This window comes from Leptospira mtsangambouensis (assembly GCF_004770475.1).
GTDB classification, from domain to species: Bacteria; Spirochaetota; Leptospiria; order Leptospirales; family Leptospiraceae; genus Leptospira_A; species Leptospira_A mtsangambouensis.
This window is the reverse complement of the sequence record NZ_RQHK01000017.1, coordinates 293598-314281: the sequence shown is the minus strand read 5'-3', so window position 1 is coordinate 314281 and position 20684 is coordinate 293598. Positions and strand designations below refer to the sequence as shown.

At 38.0% G+C, this 20684-nt stretch carries 21 protein-coding genes; 13 read left to right on the top strand and 8 right to left on the bottom strand.

Annotation, left to right across the window (positions count from 1 at the left end):
* Positions 1–56 precede the first annotated feature (56 nt).
* Positions 57–839 carry a hypothetical protein gene (locus EHR01_RS13890; protein WP_135695475.1) on the top strand — a complete coding sequence of 261 codons (783 nt, stop codon included), beginning with the start codon at positions 57–59 and terminating at the stop codon, positions 837–839.
* 17 nt (positions 840–856) lie between these two features.
* Positions 857–1519, top strand: coding sequence for a hypothetical protein (locus EHR01_RS13885; RefSeq protein ID WP_135697351.1), 663 nt, complete (start codon positions 857–859; stop codon positions 1517–1519).
* Positions 1520–1599: 80 nt separating this feature from the next.
* Here EHR01_RS13885 and EHR01_RS13880 read toward each other — a convergent pair whose 3' ends face one another.
* The 3 genes from EHR01_RS13880 to EHR01_RS13870 are packed head-to-tail and all read right to left on the bottom strand — an operon-like array spanning position 1600 to position 4007.
* Entirely contained in the window at positions 1600–2274 is a 675-nt protein-coding gene (locus EHR01_RS13880; protein WP_135695474.1) for an START domain-containing protein, read from the bottom strand.
* Positions 2275–2276: 2 nt separating this feature from the next.
* Entirely contained in the window at positions 2277–3521 is a 1245-nt protein-coding gene (locus tag EHR01_RS13875; protein WP_208721783.1) for a serine hydrolase domain-containing protein, read from the bottom strand.
* Positions 3522–3533: 12 nt separating this feature from the next.
* Entirely contained in the window at positions 3534–4007 is a 474-nt protein-coding gene (locus tag EHR01_RS13870) for a TIGR04452 family lipoprotein (protein ID WP_135695470.1), read from the bottom strand.
* A gap of 23 nt (positions 4008–4030) precedes the next feature.
* Between EHR01_RS13870 and EHR01_RS13865 the strand changes: the two genes are divergently transcribed.
* The gene (locus EHR01_RS13865) at positions 4031–4741 is read left to right on the top strand and encodes a class I SAM-dependent methyltransferase (RefSeq protein ID WP_208721782.1); all 711 of its coding nucleotides are present in this window, start codon (positions 4031–4033) and stop codon (positions 4739–4741) included.
* Positions 4742–4832: 91 nt separating this feature from the next.
* Here the strand turns inward: EHR01_RS13865 and EHR01_RS13860 are convergent, their stop codons facing one another.
* Positions 4833–5324 carry a tellurite resistance TerB family protein gene (locus EHR01_RS13860; protein ID WP_425269998.1) on the bottom strand — a complete coding sequence of 164 codons (492 nt, stop codon included), beginning with the start codon at positions 5322–5324 and terminating at the stop codon, positions 4833–4835.
* 120 nt (positions 5325–5444) lie between these two features.
* On the opposite strand from EHR01_RS13860, the gene metG reads away from it, so the two are divergent.
* The 4 genes from metG to EHR01_RS13840 are packed head-to-tail and all read left to right on the top strand — an operon-like array spanning position 5445 to position 9751.
* Entirely contained in the window at positions 5445–7490 is a 2046-nt protein-coding gene (metG, locus tag EHR01_RS13855; protein WP_135695466.1) for a methionine--tRNA ligase, read from the top strand.
* Between the two features lie 4 nt (positions 7491–7494).
* Complete coding sequence (locus EHR01_RS13850) at positions 7495–8790, top strand: adenylate/guanylate cyclase domain-containing protein (protein ID WP_135695464.1); 1296 nt, start codon at positions 7495–7497, stop codon at positions 8788–8790.
* The gene (locus EHR01_RS13845; protein WP_135695461.1) at positions 8790–9392 is read left to right on the top strand and encodes a phosphoribosyl-AMP cyclohydrolase; all 603 of its coding nucleotides are present in this window, start codon (positions 8790–8792) and stop codon (positions 9390–9392) included. Before EHR01_RS13850 ends, EHR01_RS13845 begins: the two co-directional genes overlap by 1 nt.
* Positions 9393–9394: 2 nt before the next feature.
* On the top strand, positions 9395–9751 hold the full coding sequence (locus EHR01_RS13840) for a rhodanese-like domain-containing protein (protein WP_135695459.1): 357 nt from the start codon (positions 9395–9397) through the stop codon (positions 9749–9751).
* A gap of 89 nt (positions 9752–9840) precedes the next feature.
* Here EHR01_RS13840 and EHR01_RS13835 read toward each other — a convergent pair whose 3' ends face one another.
* Positions 9841–10314 carry a nuclear transport factor 2 family protein gene (locus EHR01_RS13835; protein ID WP_135695457.1) on the bottom strand — a complete coding sequence of 158 codons (474 nt, stop codon included), beginning with the start codon at positions 10312–10314 and terminating at the stop codon, positions 9841–9843.
* Positions 10315–10365: 51 nt separating this feature from the next.
* Between EHR01_RS13835 and EHR01_RS13830 the strand changes: the two genes are divergently transcribed.
* On the top strand, positions 10366–10887 hold the full coding sequence (locus EHR01_RS13830) for an SRPBCC family protein (protein ID WP_135695455.1): 522 nt from the start codon (positions 10366–10368) through the stop codon (positions 10885–10887).
* A gap of 12 nt (positions 10888–10899) precedes the next feature.
* Here EHR01_RS13830 and EHR01_RS13825 read toward each other — a convergent pair whose 3' ends face one another.
* Positions 10900–12777 (bottom strand): alpha/beta fold hydrolase, encoded by a 1878-nt coding sequence (locus tag EHR01_RS13825; RefSeq protein ID WP_135695453.1) that lies wholly within the window; start codon positions 12775–12777, stop codon positions 10900–10902.
* A gap of 92 nt (positions 12778–12869) precedes the next feature.
* Between EHR01_RS13825 and thyX the strand changes: the two genes are divergently transcribed.
* From thyX to EHR01_RS13805, 4 genes are read left to right on the top strand one after another with little or no spacing between them, the layout of a single operon-like run.
* Positions 12870–13793 (top strand): FAD-dependent thymidylate synthase, encoded by a 924-nt coding sequence (gene thyX / locus EHR01_RS13820; protein ID WP_135695451.1) that lies wholly within the window; start codon positions 12870–12872, stop codon positions 13791–13793.
* A gap of 52 nt (positions 13794–13845) precedes the next feature.
* Positions 13846–14559, top strand: a complete 714-nt coding sequence (locus tag EHR01_RS13815) for a FecR family protein (RefSeq protein ID WP_135697347.1) — start codon at positions 13846–13848, stop codon at positions 14557–14559.
* Positions 14556–15953 carry a hypothetical protein gene (locus EHR01_RS13810; RefSeq protein ID WP_135695449.1) on the top strand — a complete coding sequence of 466 codons (1398 nt, stop codon included), beginning with the start codon at positions 14556–14558 and terminating at the stop codon, positions 15951–15953. Before EHR01_RS13815 ends, EHR01_RS13810 begins: the two co-directional genes overlap by 4 nt.
* 10 nt (positions 15954–15963) lie before the next feature.
* Positions 15964–17253 (top strand): protein-disulfide reductase DsbD family protein, encoded by a 1290-nt coding sequence (locus EHR01_RS13805; protein WP_135695447.1) that lies wholly within the window; start codon positions 15964–15966, stop codon positions 17251–17253.
* A gap of 111 nt (positions 17254–17364) precedes the next feature.
* On the opposite strand, the gene EHR01_RS13800 is transcribed toward EHR01_RS13805, so the two are convergent.
* Together EHR01_RS13800 and EHR01_RS13795 are read right to left on the bottom strand one after the other, a co-directional pair.
* Positions 17365–18306, bottom strand: a complete 942-nt coding sequence (locus EHR01_RS13800) for an NAD(P)H-dependent flavin oxidoreductase (protein ID WP_135695445.1) — start codon at positions 18304–18306, stop codon at positions 17365–17367.
* Between the two features lie 18 nt (positions 18307–18324).
* A complete protein-coding gene (locus EHR01_RS13795) occupies positions 18325–18621 on the bottom strand; it encodes a hypothetical protein (protein ID WP_135695443.1) in 297 nt (98 codons plus the stop codon).
* A gap of 35 nt (positions 18622–18656) precedes the next feature.
* Here EHR01_RS13795 and EHR01_RS13790 point away from each other — a divergent pair, with 35 nt between their 5' ends.
* Complete coding sequence (locus EHR01_RS13790; RefSeq protein WP_135695441.1) at positions 18657–20609, top strand: SpoIIE family protein phosphatase; 1953 nt, start codon at positions 18657–18659, stop codon at positions 20607–20609.
* The last annotated feature ends 75 nt before the right edge of the window (positions 20610–20684 follow it).

Sequence of the window (20684 nt, the reverse complement as noted above, 5' to 3'; positions counted from 1 at the left end):
TTGGTACGATATGAATTTAGAATATTGCAAAATTAAATTTTGAATTTTAACCTAATATGATCCTACGAATATTTTTTTATTTCCTTGTTTTTATTGTTTTGAATCTCTCCTGTAAAACTCCTATGCCTGAGCTGAGTTCGGAGGCAAAACTTTCCAAAAACAAAATGATTTCTATTCGGTGGACAACTACAGATCCCATTCTTGCCAAAGTTTTTAATGAGATTTTTCCAGTTCCACCTGCCATTTTGTTAGATGAAAGTGTGAACATTGCAGATTTATCTACGGTTCCAATGGCAGAACCCGATCCAAAATTTGCGCCAAAGCCAAAACAAGAAAAACCTATAAATCCAAATGAACTCCCAAGGTGGGACCGTGGATTTGAATTGTCTAATATTGATAATCTTACGGTTGTTATTCGAAAAGAAAGTCAAAGACCTTTTTATAGCGTTGGACTGAGTTTACTCGCATTAACGATGTTGTATTATGGCACAATGGAAACAGAAGCAGAACTAGTTTGGACATCCGGTGAAATGAATTTGCATAGAATTTCTTTTTTATCCACTCATGAAACAGTTTGGGCTCCGATGCCATTTTATATTGGTACTGGATCCAGTATTGTCGGACCTGCATTTAATTCGAACCGTTACCCATCTAAATTACAAAAATTTTGCATACAAGAAAAACCAAGTAACCTGAGAGAATCACTGGAACAATCTCAAACAGAAAACTGTAAAGAATATGAAACTTTTTTAAGAAGGTTATTCCTTCAAAATTATGACAATATCCATTCTCAATTAAAGGAATGGGAAAAAAGAAACAGGGATTGGTTCCAACCGTAACGAAGGTAAATTCTCATTTGATTCAAATTCAAAAAATAAAATTCAATCGGATGTTTTTTAATAAACTCGTTATTTTCCTATCTTGTATTTTTTTAACTGCACTCTTTCCTTTGCGGGATCTTCATTCCGTTTCTTTACCAAAAGAAAATTGGAATTTGGTTTTATACGGAGGAATCTTTACGACAACAGACCTAATCCCCATTGTATTTCGCCAAAAAACCGACTACAAAGAATCATATATAGGAAGTTTAGGAATTTCGCGGCCATTCGATTACCGAATTCGTTGGTTTGATTTTTTATGGGAAGGAAATGTCACCAAACATTTCGGAGAGATGAATCATTGGGAAGTGAATGGATTTTACATTGTCAAAATCGATCGAATGTATGGTTCACCATTTAGTTTATCGTTAGGCGAAGGATTGTCTCTTGCTTCTGAGAATCCAAAGTTAGAGAATAAAGCCAAAGGATACTATTTGGATGGTTTACAAAAAGATGCCATCGAATCCAGAGCTTTGCTAAATTATATGATGGTGGAATTTAGTTCTTATTTGCCATTTGAACGAAAAACGGAAGTTTTTATCAGAGTTCATCACAGATCAGGAGTTTTTGGTTTGTATTGTCCTCCAGATCCCAATTGTGGATCCAATTTTGTCAGTTATGGATTCCGAACTACATTTTGACACCACAGAGAATCTACATGAAACTCCCGTGATGTCAAAGTTTGGTGACCTAGATTAATGAAGCAAATCACCGATTGTAGTTAGTTTTTTGCGGGTTCCTTGATCCAATCATATTTTGTATCTTTATGTTTTCCTTCTTCTACCAAGTTTTTTAAATTCAAAAGTGATTCGTAAGGAGTGTCAGTTAAGACTAAATTGATGACTGATTGGGGAACGGACCCACCTGGTTCAAAGTGAGCCTGGTATTCAATTTTAAGTTTTCCATTGGCCTGCGGAATGATACGCCAAACACCTTCAAAGTTTTCCATACGAGTGACTCCAGAAGGAGTTGGGCGTGCATTGGAATCAAGGCGTTTGATTTTCATTACAGTTGCCAGAGTTTTATTGTTTTGTTCAAATCCCCTGTCCATAATCAAATCACGATCATTGACTGGCCAAGGTGCTCCGTTACGAAGATAAACAACTGATTTTTTTTCAGTCCCGGAAAGCACAGTGAGTTCCTTACACTGGTGGTAAAGATTTTTACAAGAAGCCGGGTCAGTTAAGAGAGCGATGACTTGAGAAATAGAAGCATCTACTTCGGTTCGACCTAAAAACTCATCTAGGTTGGAACCTGCAAAAGGACGAGTCAATACTTGGATTCCTTTTTTCCGTTTGGACTCCGACCATTCAGGTGATTGGGCAAAGAGCGAAGATAAATTTGATAGAAAGGAGATTCCTACCAAAGTCATAATTAGGATTTGTTTTTTTGTCATGGTTACTTACCTATTTGTAGATGGATGAGTGGTCTCACTGTTTCTGCAAAGAATAATGAGGTTGATGATGCTGGTAACAAACTCAATCCATTTTTTCTCCCAATATTATTTACAGCAAGGATTGCCATATAATTTCGATTTTTATCTATCCACGGATAAAATCCATTGATTCCAATGCTGTGCGATATAAGGTCTTTATCGCATTCTGCGGGTACATCCGTAGTCGTGCAAAATCTCCAGTTACCAAGTCCGTATTGCCAACGATACCCAAAGGCTGAAAATTGGGAGTAACCTATCTTTGCCCCATTGTATTGGTCTGCCAAAATTTCCGTCACTGAAGTAGTGGATAAAAAATTAGCAATATTTCCTCCTGAGGCATTTTTAGCAGTTCCGTTCATTAGGAGTGCGTTTATCATTCTTGCATAATGTTCTGGAGAAATGGAGAGACCAAAGGCTCCGGCCAAACTTCCGTCCGTGTCTTCTGTTGTTCGGTAGTTTCCTTTCCAAACTGCTTGGCTAGCATCCCAACCCAAAGGTGTGACGATGAGCTGGGTGAAAATGGTATTCCATGTTTTTCCACAGGATATCTCTAACATACGTTGTGCGACTGCCATATGGTTGGAATTGTATTGGAATAAAGCTCCGGGTGTTCCTGTGGATTGATCCCGGATTTCATTGACACAAGTATCTTTTTGTGTGCCTGATGCACCGACTGGCAATGTAGAGATACAGGTGGCCTGTCCTGAACCATTTCCTCCGCCTGCATTGAGACCAGAGGTAAAAGACAATAATTGCCGGAGAGTAATGGTTCCCTTAGTTCCAGTCCATCCGAGGATATCTCCCGTGGTTCGACTCAACGATAAGGTACCACCCGTGGCACAGGTTCCCGTAGTCACTGTCCCGCAGTTTGCAAACGTTCCACTATTGGAATTACAATCAATGGCTCGCATGGCTGTGATGGCAGTTACCCATTTGGATCCAGACGCAATGGGTTTATAGGTATTATAATCTAAAATGGATTGTCTCGCATAAATTCTGTTACCTGATCCATCGAATACTTGAAAACTAGCTCCCTCGTCGGTAGTTTTTGCATACTGATCAAAACAAGTGTCGAGACTAAAACAAGAACCAAATATTCCTGCGACAAGTAACGATTGTGTATCCTTGTCTGTTGCAAGAGGCTTTTGGCAATTCACAATCAAAGAAGAAACAAGAGATAGGAATATGATAGATTGAATTGATTTCATAGTGACCCTCATTTAAAAGCGAATTGGTTCTAATGTGATAATTTTTCCTGTGCGGTCCAGGTCGCAGGAAGCGAATTCCGGAAGTAATAGGGCATCACGAGATGCTCCCCCAACAGTTGTTAAACCATCATAAATAACACCTAGGGCCAATGCACCCTTGGTGCGAATATCTGATTCACACTGTAAAACAGATGATTCCATAAAATACTCTTCATCTTCGATTTTTGTAAGATACGAATACAGGATTTTTGCCAGAAAACCATTGATCAGGAGGAGGGGAGAAATGGGGCCTTGTCCTCCTTTCATCCCAGATTGCGCCAACCAAAAGGAAGAAGCAGTGGATTCTGCTTCAAAAATGGCTTCAGAGATCCGTTTTTTTGCCTCCGAACCTTTGACTGCACCATAGGTGGGAATTCCTATTGTTTCTGTAAGCATACAATTTGCGAGAAACGCAAAGAAAAGAATGGATAGAATAATTTGTCTCATGAATTTTTTATCCTTAATAGAGAATGAAACGATCTGTAAACTTTTCCTTTCACCACATGGTTCGAATTCCAGAGCCAGAACTTATGGAAGATCCTACCCAAGTAGAGTCTTATGCCCACGCTGACTTTGAAACTGCTCATTCCTTTCTGATTCGTAAGTTTCAAGATAGACTTCCTTCCAGGTTTACTCCTGAATCCATTTTGGATTTAGGATGTGGTCCAGGTGATATGTCGTCTAGACTGTATTCACAGTTTCCGAATTCAAATTTTACATTTCTAGATGGTTCCGGGTTCATGTTAGATCTTTGTAAGAAGCGTATGGATATAATGGTTCTAAAAAAAAGAAACAAAAAAATGGAATTTAAAAAAGAACTCATTCAGGAATTTGTTCCTGAATCCCCTTATGATTTAGTATTTTCTAATTCCTTATTACACCATTTGCATGATCCATTTGAATTTTGGGGAGCAGTACAGAGGTCCATTCATTCAGATAGTTTTATTTTTATTTCTGATTTGATGCGGCCAGATACATTAAACATTGCGAATCAACTAGTAGAACGTTATGCGAATGATGAACCTAAGGTTTTAAAAAAAGATTTTTACAATAGTTTGCTTGCTGCTTACCGAATCGAAGAAGTAAAAGAAATGTTGGAGATTGTTAGACTAGATTCAAAATTGAATATAGAACCAATCACAGACCGGCACTGGATTTGTTATTCAAAACCAAGGCTTTAAAGTTTTTAAAATACCTTGGTATTTGGTTGTAGATGGTCCTTTTAAAAACTCGGAATAGGATTCATTTCCTTGGCCCGTAGTAAGAATTATTTTAACTTAGATATTTTTTTTCGACTCTCACTTTGTCCATATGACTGATCTTTAGTTCAGCGGCTAAATCTTCCAAAAATCGAATTTCTTCCTTATTGAGAGAACCGTCGGAAGCAACAATACAGACGGCATCTTCAAAAAAATTCAAAGCATACTCGTCATTGTCGGAAACAACTTTGGTTATGGTTTTCATTGGCAGTGGGTTTTCAAAAGTTTTTGATAAGATGTCTAAAACTTGTTTTTTTTGAGTTTGGAATCCACTTAAAAGACAATCGGGTTCAAATAGTACGTTTACAAGTTCTCCCACAATTTCGCCTTCTTTCTTTTTGAATTGCCCGTCGGCATGGCAGGCATAGGACCACAAACTAAGAAGGACTTTGGCATATTCAATATGAAGGTCACTTTCAATGTCCAGAGTCGATTGGATGGATTCCGGATGATTCTTTTTGTTCCCTTTGACTTGTTTCAAATTTTGAACGATTTTCTTTGCCATAACAATCAGGAATTTTATTGCTTTGGGTTCTTCGTTCAACTTCATTTTTTTACTCTTTTCTTGATTTTTCCTAAAAATGGGCTGAATTGGAACTTCGAATCAGGAAACTGGAATTAATCTATGTCGAAAAATATACTCGTTACAAGTGCGCTTCCCTATGCCAACGGTTCCATCCATTTGGGACATGTATTAGAAGCAGTCCAAACAGATATCTGGGTACGTTTCCAAAAGTTAGTTGGGAACAATTGTTATTTTTTCTGTGCTGATGACACACACGGAACTCCCATTATGATCGCCGCTAAAAAAGCAGGCAAAACTCCCGAGACCATGATCGAAGAAGTACAGAAAGAACATTACAAAGACCTAACTTCCTTTGGTGTTTCGTATGATAATTATTATACGACAAATTCGGAAGAAAACAAAAAATTCTCAGAATCCATTTATCTCACTTTAAAGAAAAAGGGTCATATCGTTGCGAGGAACATTGAACAGTCGTATTGCGAACATGACAAAATGTTTCTTCCTGATAGATTCATCAAAGGAACTTGTCCCAAGTGTGGGGCAAAAGACCAATACGGTGATTCATGTGAAGTGTGTGGAACAAGTTACTCTCCCAAAGATTTAAAAGATTCGTATTGTTCTATTTGTGGAACGACACCAGTCCTTAAAGAATCCAAACATTTGTTTTTTAAACTCCAAGACTTTCAAACCCAACTGCAAACTTGGATCGAAGGCGAAAGTCGATTGAATGAAGGCGCACAGAAAAAATTAAAGGAATGGTTTACATCTGGGTTACAAGAATGGGACATCAGTCGAGACGGCCCATACTTCGGTTTTGCAATTCCTGAAGAAGAGAATAAATACTTTTACGTTTGGTTGGATGCTCCGATCGGATATATGGCATCCTCTATGAACTTTTTAAAAGATGAAAAGAAGTTCAATGAAATTTGGAAAGAAGGAAAAGGGGAAATTGTTCACTTTATCGGAAAGGACATTTTATACTTTCATGGACTTTTTTGGCCAGCAATGTTAATGGGAGCCGACTACCAAACTCCTTCCCAACTCAATGTGCATGGATTTCTAACTGTTAACGGTGAGAAAATGTCCAAATCAAGAGGGACATTTATCAATGCTTCCACATTCGCAAAGTATTTGGATGTAGAACATTTTCGATTTTATTTGGCCTGCCGTTTAGGTTCGGGAATGGAAGATGTGGATATATCATTTGATGATTTTGTTTCAAGAGTGAATTCCGATCTTATTGGAAATCTTGTGAATTTAGTTTCCCGTGTGTCTACCTCCATCTTAGATAAAATGGATCGTAAGTTAGGAAGTCTTTCTGAAGAAGGAAAATCACTTGTTTCTGAACTTTTATCCAGAGAACCAGAAATTCGTGAAGCCTATGAATCACGTAACTATTCTAAGGTGATGAGAGAAATTACAGGTCTTGGTGATAAAGTTAACAAATACGTAAATGATTATGCACCTTGGAACTTAATTAAAACTGATGTTGAAAAAGCAAGGGAGGTAGTCACCACTTCCCTTAATTGTGCAAAGATTCTATTTACTTATTTGGGGCCGGTAACTCCTAAAATTGTAAATTCTGTTGCCCAACTTTTCCAAGTGGAAAGTTTAAGTTTTTTAAACTTGAAAGAAACACTCGAAAACCAAGTTCTTGGGCCTTACCAAATGTTATCAAAACGTGTAGAGGAAAAAAATATTTCACTTATGATTGAGGAAACCAAAGAGGCATTTCAAAAAGCAAATCCAGAGAAGTCTAAATCAGAACCAGGTAAAACAACGGCCTCTGAACCCAGTGCAACTACAGTTTCGGAAGATGGTTTTATCACCATTGATGAACTTTCTAAAGTAGAACTCCGGGTAGGTCAAATTCTGGAAGCAGGACCAGTGGAAGGCGCCGACAAACTTTTGTTTGTGAAAGTAAACCTGGGAGAAAAAGGAATCAAAAATGTTTTTGCAGGGATCAAAGTTAGTTACACAGCAGAAGAACTTGTTGGGAAAAAAGTGGTAGTTGTTGCCAATTTGAAACCAAGACAAATGAAATTTGGATTATCGGAAGCAATGTTACTCGCATCAGGAAAAGAAAAAACTTTATCTTTATTTGTTCCTGATCGTGACGCAAACCCAGGTGATCTTTTAAAATAAACTTATGGCAACAAAGTCAGAACAAATCTTAAGGGAAAAAGAGATCGAAGGGATTAAGTTTAGTCTCTACGGAAAAATTTTAATCTTTTCTTTTTTGACAATTGCTACTTTCTTTGTTGCCCAAACTTTATCTGAATTATTAACAATCGCCTCTATTTCGTTAGGTTTAAATTTAGTTTTATATATTTTATCTAAGTTTTTAAAAAGAGAGAAGTTTGTTTCCTTTGTCGGGTTATTTTGTGTTTTAATAGATTTATTCATCATCACAATCCTTCCGTTCATTTGGTATAATGCCGTCGGTGGAGAGTCACAAGTCCCAAGAACTTACTTAATCAAAACATATTTACACTTTATAATCGCAGCAACATTGGTGATGAATGCCTTTAGTATCCAACCCATTTATCCAATGATTTATGCTTTGGGGGTTGTGGTTAGCCAAGCAGGGATTTTGATTTATGCACAACAAGATCCACGATTTGTCAGTACAGAAAGTTTTAAAGAAGCCTTTCTTGGCCCAGCGGCCCATGTAAATAACTACATTATGTCTATGGGAATCATTGGTGTTTTAGGATTTTTTTTGGCATACCTTACTTATCGTGTTAGGCGAACGGTTTTGGCAGCTGTTACAAACGAAATCAAAATGTCTCAACTTTCCCGGTATTTTTCTCCAAATGTTGCCAACCAAATGGGAGAAGCCAGCGATGATTTCTTTAAGCCAGGTGGAAAGGAATCAACGGTTGCTGTTTTATTCTGTGATATTGCCAATTTCACTCAAATTTCAGAATCCTTGGGGCCTGAAAAAACCATGTCACTTCTTTCCGAATACCATAGTTTTATGTTAGATATTGTTTTTGAACATAGTGGGACACTCGATAAATTTATCGGGGATGGGATGATGGTGACTTTTGGAACTCCTCTTCCTGGAAAAGACGATGCCACTAATGCAGTCCGAGCCGGCGTTAGTATGTTACAAGCGTTATCCGTTTGGAATCAAAAAAGAGAAATAAATGGAGAAAAACCTATCACCATTCGAATAGGGGCTCACTATGGACCTGTTATCGTTGGTAATGTTGGTGTGGAAAAACGATTGGAATACACTGTCATCGGCGATACGGTCAATGCTGCTAGTCGCTTGGAATCTTTAGGAAAAGAATTAAAACGAAACTTTCTGATTTCGAAAGAATTATACGATCATGTCTCCTTAGAGTTCCGACAAAATTTAAAAATCAAATCGATGGGCACATTGTCTCTTCGTGGAAAAACGAAAACAACTGAGATTTTATCTGTGGAGACAAATTGATGATCCAACTTCCAAAAGAAAAAGAGATCACCATCATATCGAAACCTTCTTTAAATTCAAATGAAGTAAGTTTGAAAGTGATGAGTTCCGATCTCGCACAAGATTTTGTAAATCATTTTGATTTTACTAAAAAACAGTTATTTATCGATTGTGATGAAGATGCTTTGTTAGAGATTGATTCCAGCTTTGAAAGTGGCAACAAACGTCTGTTATGGGAATCGGGAAGTTTAAAATTCACGGAAGAAGAATGGAATTCGTTTCAAAATACCATTCCTGCACTTTCTCCCTTCCTAGCACAAGACCTGTCTGGGAAGGACCTAATGTTGGCTTGGGGAAAAAAAGAAAGTCTTCTTTCTGCTGTAACAACTGGGCTTGGAACTTATTATAGTCGTTCTAGAAAAGGAAAGTGGGTGAAAGGGGAAGAGTCGGGACATCTTCAGAACCTTTCAGCGATTTATGTCCATTCTAATCCATTTTTTGTTCAGTACATTACAAACCAAATCGGGGCTGCCTGTCATACTGGATATTATTCTTGTTTTTTTCGAGAGCTTGGACCAAATGATTCTGTTTCGTTCGTCTATTCTAATAAAGTCGGAGAGTGATTTTGAATCGTATTGCGCTAATTGTATTAGTTCTAGTTTGTCTTGTTTTTATTGTTTATAAATTAAGATCCACACTGGGAGTGGACCAGTCTCAATTGAAGGAAAAAATTGATGCCGGTGCTTTGGTTGTTGATGTGAGAACTGTTGCGGAGTTTCAATCTGGACATTTTCCTGGCGCGATTAATATTCCAGTGGACCAAGTCTCCAAACGTTTGGATGAGTTTGGCGATAAAAATAGATCCATCATTGTGTATTGTGCATCAGGTGGTCGGAGCGGGAGTGCAAAATCCTTTTTGGAATCCATTGGATACTCTGATGTTACAAATGCAGGTGGACTCTCCAATATGCCAAATCCATAACAGGCAATACAAAGTAGACATTGGAAAGGGAAGACAAATTAGTTTTGGTTAGAAACCAATTTGAATTCCCTGTTAAATCAACTAACAAACTACATACGTTTTCGTTTCATATACAATTGTAATCCTGTGACTGCTTCTTTGCGGACCTTGTTCCCAAGAGCTGGCCACCAACCTAAAAAATATCCAATAGGACCCATTGCCATTCCGAGCCACTTCCACATCGAAAAATGATCTTTGTGAGTGAAAATCTTTCCGTCCTTAAATGTAAAGTTTGCATGGATTTTGTTTTGAACCAATCTTCCCGTTTTACTAAAACTATAATCAGCTTCCCAGTCTGCAGAACCTTTGGACTCATCCGCTTTGATATTCGAAAATCGAATTGTTAGGTTTTGGCTTCTTTCCAGTAACATAAGCCACATGGCTCCAGCTTCTTTTCCTTTTAAATGACCGAAGGCTGGGTCTTGGAATTCAATTTCGGGATGGTAAAGGGAAACCATAGTTTGGCCGTCCTTGTTTTGGAAAGCTGTGTAAAACTTTTGAATTAACTCTTCGTTTGCATGCATCGTGGAAAAGATTATGATTGATCAATCCAAGACTTAGCAAGAAAAAAAGTTATGAAACGAATTGTTCTCTTTGCTTTTGGAACCAGTTTTTTACTCATCGGGCTTGTTGTTCTTTTTTTAGCAGTCGGTTATTTCCAAGATCCCAAATTTCATTCAAAAACAAGCGAATGGTTAAAGGCTGAGCCTGAGGACATTTGGGCTTATATTACAGATGTAAATGATCTTCCCAATCGCAGAAAGGAAGTGGTAGCGATCAAAATTTTGGAAACTAGAGCAGATGGAATGATCCAAAAATGGGAAGAAACACCTGATATGGGTGGGTATATGATATTTGAACTTCGTGAATCCATTCCTAACAAACTTTGGAAAATCGAACTGATTGATGCTAGTTTTAAAATGCGTGGGTCTTGGACATACACCTTGGAAAGAAAAATTCCAGGAACTGTTGTGACAATTGCCGAAGATTCAGAAATTACTAGCGTTCCTGTGAGAGGGGCATATTTTCTCGCCGGCAGGGATGCCACTCTTCAAAAAGAGATGGAACTCATCCAAAACCGGTTTAGCGGGCGTTAGGGGAATCTTAGATTATTTTAATTCTTGGATCCACTCATCGATCCCTTTACAAATTTTTCTGACCGTTTCTCCATGAAAGATGATTCCAAGGTGGCCTTGTTCGTAATAAGTGATCACCTTGTTTTCTGATTTTAGGTCATTTAGTTCTGTTAAAGTTTCTTCTGGAACAATTTTATCAACCGTACCTACTACACTGTAAATCGGCATATTAAAATTGTTAAGAAAGTTTTCTGTATAATTGATACGGCCATCGTTTGACCAGAAACTTCTTTCATTGGAGATTTGGCTTTGGAAAAACTGCATAATCACAGAAACAGATTCTTCGCAAAATACATCTTCCATGAGAAAATACCACTCAGGAGGAGTGATTTCTTTATATCCCACAAAGTCTTTGATCGTCAAAACTTTGGTTCCAATATTATAACTAAAACTTCTTAAGCTGGAATGAAGATTCAAAATGAGTTTAAAGAATTTTTTTAAGTCAATGGTTTGGATGGTGGCTTGCATCGAAAAACTAGCCATACTCAAAATCATATCTGAGATCATTTTATGCGGTAGCATACTAAACCCGCGTTTCAATGTATCAAGTCCAATGAAATTGGATTTTAAGCTGATATAGTTAGGCGATGTAATAGAAACAATCCCAGCAATGTATTCTTCTGGTTTTGGCAAATTGAATTCTTCTTTTTGCTCTTTGATTTTTTCGTAAGAAGATACATAAAACCGAGGAATCATTCCACCCATACTGTGTCCAAGGACTACGGTTCTTTCACTCGGGTAATGCCAACGAATCCAACGTAAAATTTCAGGAAAGTCATCCTGGATGTAATTATCAACTGTCCATCCTTCTTTTTTTCCATGTTTTGGCATGGTTTGTCTGGATCGTCCTCTCATATCCATTAGAAAAACTCTATAGCCGTATTTGAGAGCAAGTTCTTTTGCCAGTTTGTCCATAACGGAACGCCTGCAAAAAAATCCAGGAATGAGCAAAATATTTTTTCCTGTGTTGTTTAGTTTTTCAGGAGTAAAACTTTTTAATGAAACCGCATAACCATCAGTTGTTGGAATAATGAAGGATGCATCCATTCTATATTCAATATTATACTGATGTGATTTGAAGATAATAGAAGTGACCGGTTCTTTTTGGTCTTTTGTCGTTGTGTAAAATAGGTTTCGGGAATTAGAAACGGTATCCGCTTTTTCGATATTCTTTTGGGCAATGTAATGGTCATTTCCAGATTCCATTTCTTTTGCGACCACAAACTCAATTACATCAAACAAGGAATAAAGTTGGAGTGTGAGAGGACGAATTTTGTCTTCAGGAATAGGATCTTTCGTAATCCCCCAGAGAATCCCGATTGGGTTTTCGTTCACAAAGAGAGGAATTCCAATGGCATGGTTCATCGTTTCAGAAAGTAACACTTTTTTCTCTGGGTGAATTTCTTCTTCTTTGAGATTGATAAAAGTAACTTCTGGCCTTAGACCTTTGTTAAAATCAATGATGGACTTTCGTATAAAACCTGCGGATTCATTTCGAGGGTCAGCCAAATGGATGGGTCTCGACTTTTTGATGTATTCTTCAATTCCAGGAATTTTTCTGCGTTCAGCAATTTCTTTGAGTTTGAAGTGAGTGGCTGTTGCCACAATTTTCATTTCATCTTGGTCGATGACTTCAAAAATGGAAAAGTTAAAAATGGGATCATCGTTGAAGTCAACGAGAGAAACCATTTTATTTGCGAAGGATTGCCAAATATTTTCCAAAAATTGGAAAGTGGTTTTGGGCACCGGAAAAATGTAAATTTTGTCCGGGTTTACCATAAGACTTTTATTGCTGTCTCTGGTGGAAATTTTGATCAAACGATCTTCCAGCGAATTTTCTTCAAGTGCCATTTAGCATCCTTTCTATTTATCAGGCAATACGGGTGCGCTATAACTCTATTTTCGACTTTTCATATGCCTGTGAACTAAAAAATAAAGCTAATATGCAACAATCTGATTTCGAATCCATTTCAAGAGTTTCCGTTCCCGAATTAGACTCCATTCTAGGTAAACCATTCCCGATTCTGGACGATGGCTTTGTTCGGCTTGTTGATTACATGGGCTCAGATGAATCGATCGTTCAGGCAGCACGCGTTTCGTACGGAAAAGGAACAAAAAAAGTAAATGAAGACCGTGGGCTCATTCGGTATTTGATGCGCCACCGCCACAGCACTCCATTCGAAATGTGCGAACTAAAGCTACATGTTCGAGTTCCCATGGATACTTGGCGCCAGTGGATTCGCCATCGTATGGCAAATGTCAATGAATACTCTACGCGTTACTCCGTAGCCATTGACTCGGCTCAAACTACTTTGCCTGGAGAATGGAGAGTCCAATCCATTGGAAACAAACAAGGAAGTGATGGATATTTAGAATCATCCAAGGGTGACCACCTAACAAAAAGAGAAACGGAATTCCAAAAGTTCGCTACTGACATTTATAATGAAAGATTAGAAATGGGAGTGGCTCGCGAACAGGCAAGAAAGGACCTTCCGCTTGCAACATATACAGAAGCGTATTGGAAAATAGACCTTCATAATTTACTTCATTTTTTAGCTCTTCGAATGGATGATCACGCACAGTTGGAGATTCGACTCTTTGCAAAAACCATTGGGGAACAGATTGTGAAAAAATGGGTTCCAAATGCATGGGAAGCATTTGTCGACTACCGTCTAAGTGCTTTGAACCTGACTAAATATGATACACAAATCATCCAAGCTCTGAATACTTCCGGTAAAGAAGGGGCCAAACAAAAGGCAATCGAACTAGGGTTGTTAGATGAACAAGGTTCCACCGCTAAAAAAAGCCGTGAACGTGAGGAATTGGAGTACAAATTGAAAGATATGGGTTTTGCCATTCCTTGGTAAGACCTTGCTCCTGTAAATTTATTGATAAAATTGATTGATAAATTCTATCAATATGGTTGTTAGAAGGATTATGAGCCTCAGAATCCTTCTAACCCTTCTTTCCATCCTCCTAACCAGCGTTTCCCTTTCGGCGGAAGAATTTGCCGTGGCAACATTTACTCGCGGGAAAGTGAGTTTTCTTTCCTCCACTGATTCCTCCAAACTTTGGAAAACACTCAAAGTCAACGACATACTTAAACCTGGGGACCGAATCAAAACCGGCAATGGATCTAAAGTAGATTTTTTGTTTATGGAAACGGAAATTCGAATCCAACCAAACACTGATTTTACGCTAAAAGAATGGAGTACGGAAAATAAAGTCGCAAAAGCCTATGTAGAAAAGGGCGCAGCTTGGTTTCGAGTCAGTAATTTTAAAAAAGGGAATTTTGAAGTTTCAACACCTACTACCACTGCTGGTGTTCGCGGAACCGCATTCGGTGTGTTCTACGAAGAAAAAGAAAAAAAAGGATATACTTGTGTTTGCGAAGGACTCGTAAACATCAATGGGTCTGAATTTTCTAAAGGAACTGGTGGTGCAGTAAAATTAGGTGCGACTGAGTTGGAAAAAAATGATTACAAGGAACTAATCACAAAAGATGGTGCTACCATTAAGTTCAAAGAAAAACGAAAAGACAACCCGATGTTGTCAAGATGTCTCCCTTGTCACAAACCAGTAGGTTGGGAAGATAATAGTTTTACTCCGGACGAAACTTACGGTAAAAAGTGAAATTTTTTTTAAAGGTATTTGTATTTTTATACTTCTTCACCTATCCAGTATTTGGTGAGGAAGTAGTCACAACTAAAAAAGACGAACCGGATGGCTACTATGGATTAAAACTTGGGGCCATTTTAACTCCCACACTTTCTTATCGCATTCGAGACAAAGCTTCTGGTACTACAGACTTATCTCCCTCTGACAAAGCAGGATTTTCTTTACCTTGGACAATGGTAACCATTTCGAAAGAATGGGAAGATACTGGAATCAAGGCCGAATTTTGGGGAGAAATCCTCCGTAACGATGCTTTAACGAACGATACGTTAGCAGATACTGGAAATAAATCCAACCCTTATGTATTTTTGGTTAGGCGAGCAAATCTAGCAAAAACTTTTGAATTAGGAAATACGAAACACCAAATTCAATTTGGTATGTTTGAACTTCCACATATGTTTTCTGTTTGGTCAGGGAACTATGACTGGCGTTATTTTGATAAATCACCATTAGAATCTATGGGTTTTGCAAAAGACCCAGTGGATCTTGGAATCAATTATATTCTTCGTTGGAAATCTTTTTCTGTACAAACAGCAGTTGTCAATGGAGAAGGGTATCGCAACACACAGAATACGACCAATACAGGTTATGATGTAATTGGAAAATTAGGATGGGAACCTACCTGGACTGAAAATTTTAAAACAGGTCTTCATATTTTAGGAAGAGCGTCGAATGCTTTTGGTTATGCGAGTGATGAGTGTCGAGAAGGTAAAACTCGTTGCCTCGTAAGTGATGGTAATCCGGCCACCAGAAAACAAGGAAGTGTTTCTCTAAACCAAGAGCAGGTCATTGCTGTCGAATCTCATCTGGTTTGGAAAGACACTCTCAATTTAGGTTTGGGCGGAATGGTCAAAAAACAATTGGGTGGGGAAATTGTAGATAAGTTAGCTCCATACCAGCCAGCGACTAAAGTGGCAGAATCCACAGGGCGAGGTGCATACCTTTGGACAGGATTGGGCAATGGAATCCTTAGGCTTGTGATGCGTGGAGAAATCGCAACAGGTGGACCCTCACCTGGATTACGGGCCACAGAGAGTGTAGAACGAGAGCCTTGGTTGCGATTCAAACCGGGAACCACTGATCCTCTTTACTCTGACCAGTCTTACTACATTACAAGGCAAATCTTCGGAGAATGGTTTATGACTCCTTCCGCCAGGTTGGCAATCGGATATACGGAGGTACGTTCGTATGATTCTAAAGGAGAACCAAATAAATGGTATGTAGACAGTACCGGGGAGGCATCAAATCGTGTCGAATATATAGAACAGTTTTCTAAACAAACCTCACATCCTATATCTGAATACGGAAGATTGGATCGAAGCATTGTTTTGAAAGCCACAGCCACGTTCTAAGACAGCGAGTATGGTATCTGAAATCCAAACCTTTATTGAATCCCAATTGTCTTCTGGATCATTTTCCCTTTTTAGTTTTTTCTTTTTGGCCTTGGGTGGGCTTTTGGCAGGTCTTTTGCCCTGTGTGTATCCACTGTATCCCATTACCGCAGGGATTTTAAAATCCCGAGTAACGAATCATAAATGGTCACATCCGTTAGTTTACTACGTGGGTCTTGCCACTATGTATGCTGTGTTTGGACTTGTTGCAGGTTTTAGCGGTGGGGCATTCAATTCTTTTTTACGTTTTCCAGAAACACAGGTTCTCCTTGCTATTTTGTTATTTGTTTTAGGTCTTAGTGTTGCTGAATTTTTATATTTTCCTTTTTTTGCAGGTGATTTAAGAAATTCAGCAAATGTTAGTTATGCGAATACATTTTTTTTGGGTTTGGGAGCTGGCTTACTGTCTTCTCCTTGCGTGGGTCCTGTTGTTGTTTCAATTCTTGTCCAACTCATTGCTTACCAAACAGAAGGGATTCGTTTTGTCCCCATTCTTTTTACTTCATTAAAAATGTTTGTTTTTGGTTTAGGTCTTGGGATTCCATTTTTACTCATTGGTGTTTTTGGTTTTGCACTTCCAAAATCGGGAAAGTGGATGAAGTCAGTTCAGTGGATTCTTGCTCTAATGATTTTGTATTTTTCTTTTACTTATTTAGAAAAAGCCTTCGTCCTTTGGGGTTTGGATGCGAGTCTCGCAGCCAAAGTATTTCTCATTTGGACTTTAGCACTTAGTTTTCTCTACTTACAGAAGAAAGAAGGCCTTCCCTGTGAGAAAATGAAACACTCTCTTTTACAGTTAGGTGCCTATACCTCGCTTGTAATTTTAATTCTACTTTTACAATCGGGAGTTTCTAAATTCTCCTCAGCGTCACCTGGTGCGGGATTCAACTCGGTCCCAAAAGAAGTGCATGGAAATTTAGAATGGTTTCGGTCAAAAGAAGAAGCGTATCGGATCGCCAAAGAAACAGGGAAACCGATATTTATCGATTTTTATGCAGATTGGTGTACAAACTGCAAAGAATTTCAAAAACTCACTCTTTCCAACAAGGAGTGGAATGAAACCTTTAAAAACAATGCCATCCTTTGGAAAGTATATGATACCGATCCAATTTTTGAAGAATTTGCAAACAATCCTAATTATCCAGAATTAAAAATTGGATTACCTTTCTTTCTCATCTTGGATGCCGATGGAAAGATGATCTATAAATCGAATGATTATTTAGATACCAAAGGAATGATCGAAACGATTCAGAAATTTTAAGTTTTAACGCTTTTTTGAATGAGATATTGATTTGGAAACTAAGCAAATCAAACAGTTTCTGTGGTTTTGTAAAACGAACCGGTCAGTCTGACCGATTCGCATAGTTATTGTTTAGCGAGGAAGGTTGTTTAAAGTCGACAAGTATTCACTTGCGATTTCTTTTACAATTTCGCCAGCAGGTTTTACTTCGTGGATTTGCGCTACTCCTTGGCCGGCAGACCAAATATCTCTCCAACGTTTGTATTCTTGTTCGATAGCTTTTTCTCCACTGGCGTGACCGGCTGCAATTTTTTTCGGACCATCCTCTAAAATCTCGGGAGAACGTTCTACTGATTTTGATAACCAGTTGGCCGGGATTCCCGAAATTTTTTCAGTATAAACGATTTCATCAGGGCTTGAATCGATTAACATTTGTTTGTATTCATTTTGTGCTCTGGATTCTGGAGTTGCGATAAAACGAGTTCCAATATACACTGCATCGGCTCCTAAAGACAAAGCCGCCGCCATTTGTGATCCAGTGGATATGGCACCTGCTGCAATCACAGGAAGTCCAACTTCCTTTTTTAGGTATGGAATCAATGCAAAAGGAGTGATGGCACCCGCATGCCCGCCAGCTCCTTGGGAGACAGCAATGAGAGCATCTGCCCCAGATTTTGCGACAATGTTTGCGTGTTTGAGGGTGGTTACGTCGCAAAACAAAGTGGATCCATTGGATTTGATTTCTTTCGCAATGGTTCTTGGAGTTCCGAGGCTTGTAATGATGAGTTCGACTTTTAAGTCCATCACCACTTCAAATTGTTTCGCCCAGTTTGGGTTATGTTCTTTATGAAGGATTAAATTGACACCAATTGGTTTTTTGGTTTTGGATCGAATTTCTAAGATACCTTCTCGGAGCTGTTCAGGGGTTCTATAATTTAATGAGGGAAAACATCCGATCCCACCAGCCTCTGAAACTGCGACTACTAACTCCGGATAGGAGACGAGGAACATTGGTGCTGCAATGATCGGTAGATCAATTTTTAACATTTCACTGATTTTTGTTTTGATTTTCATAAGTCTCCTGTTATACGATTATGGTTGGGTCGGTTTTGGAATTAGATTGGGTAATTCGGCAGGATATCTTCCTGTGCGAGGAATACAACTCATGGCAAAACCTTGGATAATGTAACAGAGGGAATCCTTCGAAATACATTTTAGAGATTTTTGGTACTCTTGTCCGTCGATTTCCATTGCTATGGAATAACATTCCATTTTGTCTTCAACGAATAGTTCTTGGGCAGTTTTCTCTTCTTGAGCCACCAGAGTGGAAAGAGACAATAATAGGAAGGAGAGTAGATAAAAAAATGATAGGAATCGATTGCGATTCATTGAACGTATCCTGCTGATCCTATAGGAATCAAATTTTGAAAGAAGTCAAATCATATAAATCGATTCACACTTTCTTACAGTTTGTTCTTTATTTCGGGTTTTTGATCCAACTATTCGGTTGTTTGGATTTGCAATCGGAAGTCGCCCCAGATCGTCAGTTCCAACAGTCGATTTATCTTTTGGACCGGTATTATTATTGGTCTTCCGAGGAAGTAAAAGACCCCACCTCTATTCCAAACAATGTTTGGCAAAAAATGGAACCCAATCGCCTTGGATTTGAAACTTTGAAAGGCGAATATCTTTATGTTAAATTTAGTGATCAGTTTGTTAGACAACTCAAAAGCCCTGTTCTATACGCTGAAATAGCATTGGAACAATTTAAACTTTTCCAAGGAAAAGAATTTGTTTTTGAATCCAGACTCCAAGACCATTTTTTTCCATACATCATTCCACTAAATCAAAACCCTTCTGGTTCGCTTATCATTCAATTTCAATCAAGGTATCATGGGTTTATCGGAATGGATCGAAAGGTATTTTTTAAAGATCATTCGATGGCTCTAGTGGATTTGTTTTTAGAAAACTTTTCTGAAACATTTTTTGCTCCGATTTTACTTGTTCTTTCGATTATTTTTCTTGGATTTTATTTTCTCAGAAAAAGGGAGATAATATTCTTAAATTTTTCTATTCTTCTATTTTCCGCCTCACTTTTAGAAGGATTAAATGGTTTTGTTGGTTCTTCACTCAGTCAGTTCTCTTATATAGTCACTCCGCTAACTTATATAAACTTTGCATTTTTCCCATTTGCACTTTTACTTTTTTTGATTGGGATATTTCCCCCTTTCTTTCGCAATTTATTTAAGATTCTCGCAGGTATTCATATCATAGTTTTTATCATATCGATTGTAAGTAATTATGAAAATGGAATTTCCTTTTTAAACAGTGAAGACGATTACAATTGGGTGATTGTCTTAGAAGCAGTGATTACAATTTTGTCATCCGTTTATGTATTGATAAAGGGCAATAGGAATTTGCGAACAATCACCTTGGGTTTACTTTTTATCGTATTTGCAGGACTAAATGATATTTTGGTTGATCTTGAACTACTTCCACATAGCCAGAGGATCATTCATTTTGGATTTTTTATGATGTTGTTATTGTTTGGATTTTATGTATTCAAACATTATTGGCAACTTTTGCATTCAATTAACAGGATGAATGCGGAGTTGCGTAACAAAAACAAAGAACTACAGAGGTTAATTCAAATCGATAAGGATTTGGCTTTGGCCCACGCACTCCAAAAATCATTATTATCATCAAAATACAATGAAGATGATCGTATTAGAATCATCGGTTTTTCGCAGAATTTAGAATCCGTGGGTGGAGATTACTTTGACCATACAAAAGATAGTATGGGAAATTGGGCGATTCTTATGGCAGATGTATCAGGGCATGGAATTTCTTCTGCAATGGTAGCAGCCATGTCTAAAATGGCTTTTGTTGGAGCCGGTGCTTATTTACAATTCCCATCCAGGGTTTTTCATTCAATGAACAGGCATTTGGTTGGGAAAACAAAAAATCTATTTATCACTGCCTCTTATGTATTTATTGATACGGAATCATATACGGCTACATTCAGCAACGCAGGCCATCCTGGTTTTTTTCTCATTCGAAATTCAGAACCAGAAGTGATTCATTTAAATGTGAAAGGAAAACCATTGGGTTTGTTCTCTCACATCCCTTACGCGGAAGATACGGTCAAACTATTACCTGGTGATAAAATTTTATTATATACTGATGGAATTTTTGATCTGTTGAATGATGAAGGCGAAAGTTTCGGTGAAGATAAACTCAAATCGTTGTTATGGGACAATCGTTATCAAAAATTTCAGGAACTGGCAGCGATTGTTCAAGATTCACTCTTTCGATTTTCTTCAGGTTGGAAATACCAAATGGATGATTTAAGTTTTTTATTAGTCGAGATTAAATAAAATTGAATCGCTAGATTTAAAACTTAAAACTATCCTACTTGGTCTTTTACTTTAAAACAAAAACCACTTTGTTTT

Excerpts from the sequence above, each read along its gene's own strand:
- EHR01_RS13890 (WP_135695475.1), top strand. The coding sequence starts at position 57 with ATGATCCTACGAATATTTTTTTATTTCCTTGTTTTTATTGTTTTGAAT.
- EHR01_RS13880 (WP_135695474.1), bottom strand. The coding sequence starts at position 2,274 with ATGACAAAAAAACAAATCCTAATTATGACTTTGGTAGGAATCTCCTTT.
- EHR01_RS13875 (WP_208721783.1), bottom strand. The coding sequence starts at position 3,521 with ATGAAATCAATTCAATCTATCATATTCCTATCTCTTGTTTCTTCTTTG.
- EHR01_RS13870 (WP_135695470.1), bottom strand. The coding sequence starts at position 4,007 with ATGAGACAAATTATTCTATCCATTCTTTTCTTTGCGTTTCTCGCAAAT.
- EHR01_RS13865 (WP_208721782.1), top strand. The coding sequence starts at position 4,031 with ATGAAACGATCTGTAAACTTTTCCTTTCACCACATGGTTCGAATTCCA.
- EHR01_RS13860 (WP_425269998.1), bottom strand. The coding sequence starts at position 5,324 with ATGGCAAAGAAAATCGTTCAAAATTTGAAACAAGTCAAAGGGAACAAA.
- metG (WP_135695466.1), top strand. The coding sequence starts at position 5,445 with ATGTCGAAAAATATACTCGTTACAAGTGCGCTTCCCTATGCCAACGGT.
- EHR01_RS13850 (WP_135695464.1), top strand. The coding sequence starts at position 7,495 with ATGGCAACAAAGTCAGAACAAATCTTAAGGGAAAAAGAGATCGAAGGG.
- EHR01_RS13845 (WP_135695461.1), top strand. The coding sequence starts at position 8,790 with ATGATCCAACTTCCAAAAGAAAAAGAGATCACCATCATATCGAAACCT.
- EHR01_RS13835 (WP_135695457.1), bottom strand. The coding sequence starts at position 10,314 with ATGCATGCAAACGAAGAGTTAATTCAAAAGTTTTACACAGCTTTCCAA.
- EHR01_RS13830 (WP_135695455.1), top strand. The coding sequence starts at position 10,366 with ATGAAACGAATTGTTCTCTTTGCTTTTGGAACCAGTTTTTTACTCATC.
- EHR01_RS13825 (WP_135695453.1), bottom strand. The coding sequence starts at position 12,777 with ATGGCACTTGAAGAAAATTCGCTGGAAGATCGTTTGATCAAAATTTCC.
- thyX (WP_135695451.1), top strand. The coding sequence starts at position 12,870 with ATGCAACAATCTGATTTCGAATCCATTTCAAGAGTTTCCGTTCCCGAA.
- EHR01_RS13815 (WP_135697347.1), top strand. The coding sequence starts at position 13,846 with ATGGTTGTTAGAAGGATTATGAGCCTCAGAATCCTTCTAACCCTTCTT.
- EHR01_RS13805 (WP_135695447.1), top strand. The coding sequence starts at position 15,964 with ATGGTATCTGAAATCCAAACCTTTATTGAATCCCAATTGTCTTCTGGA.
- EHR01_RS13800 (WP_135695445.1), bottom strand. The coding sequence starts at position 18,306 with ATGAAAATCAAAACAAAAATCAGTGAAATGTTAAAAATTGATCTACCG.
- EHR01_RS13795 (WP_135695443.1), bottom strand. The coding sequence starts at position 18,621 with ATGAATCGCAATCGATTCCTATCATTTTTTTATCTACTCTCCTTCCTA.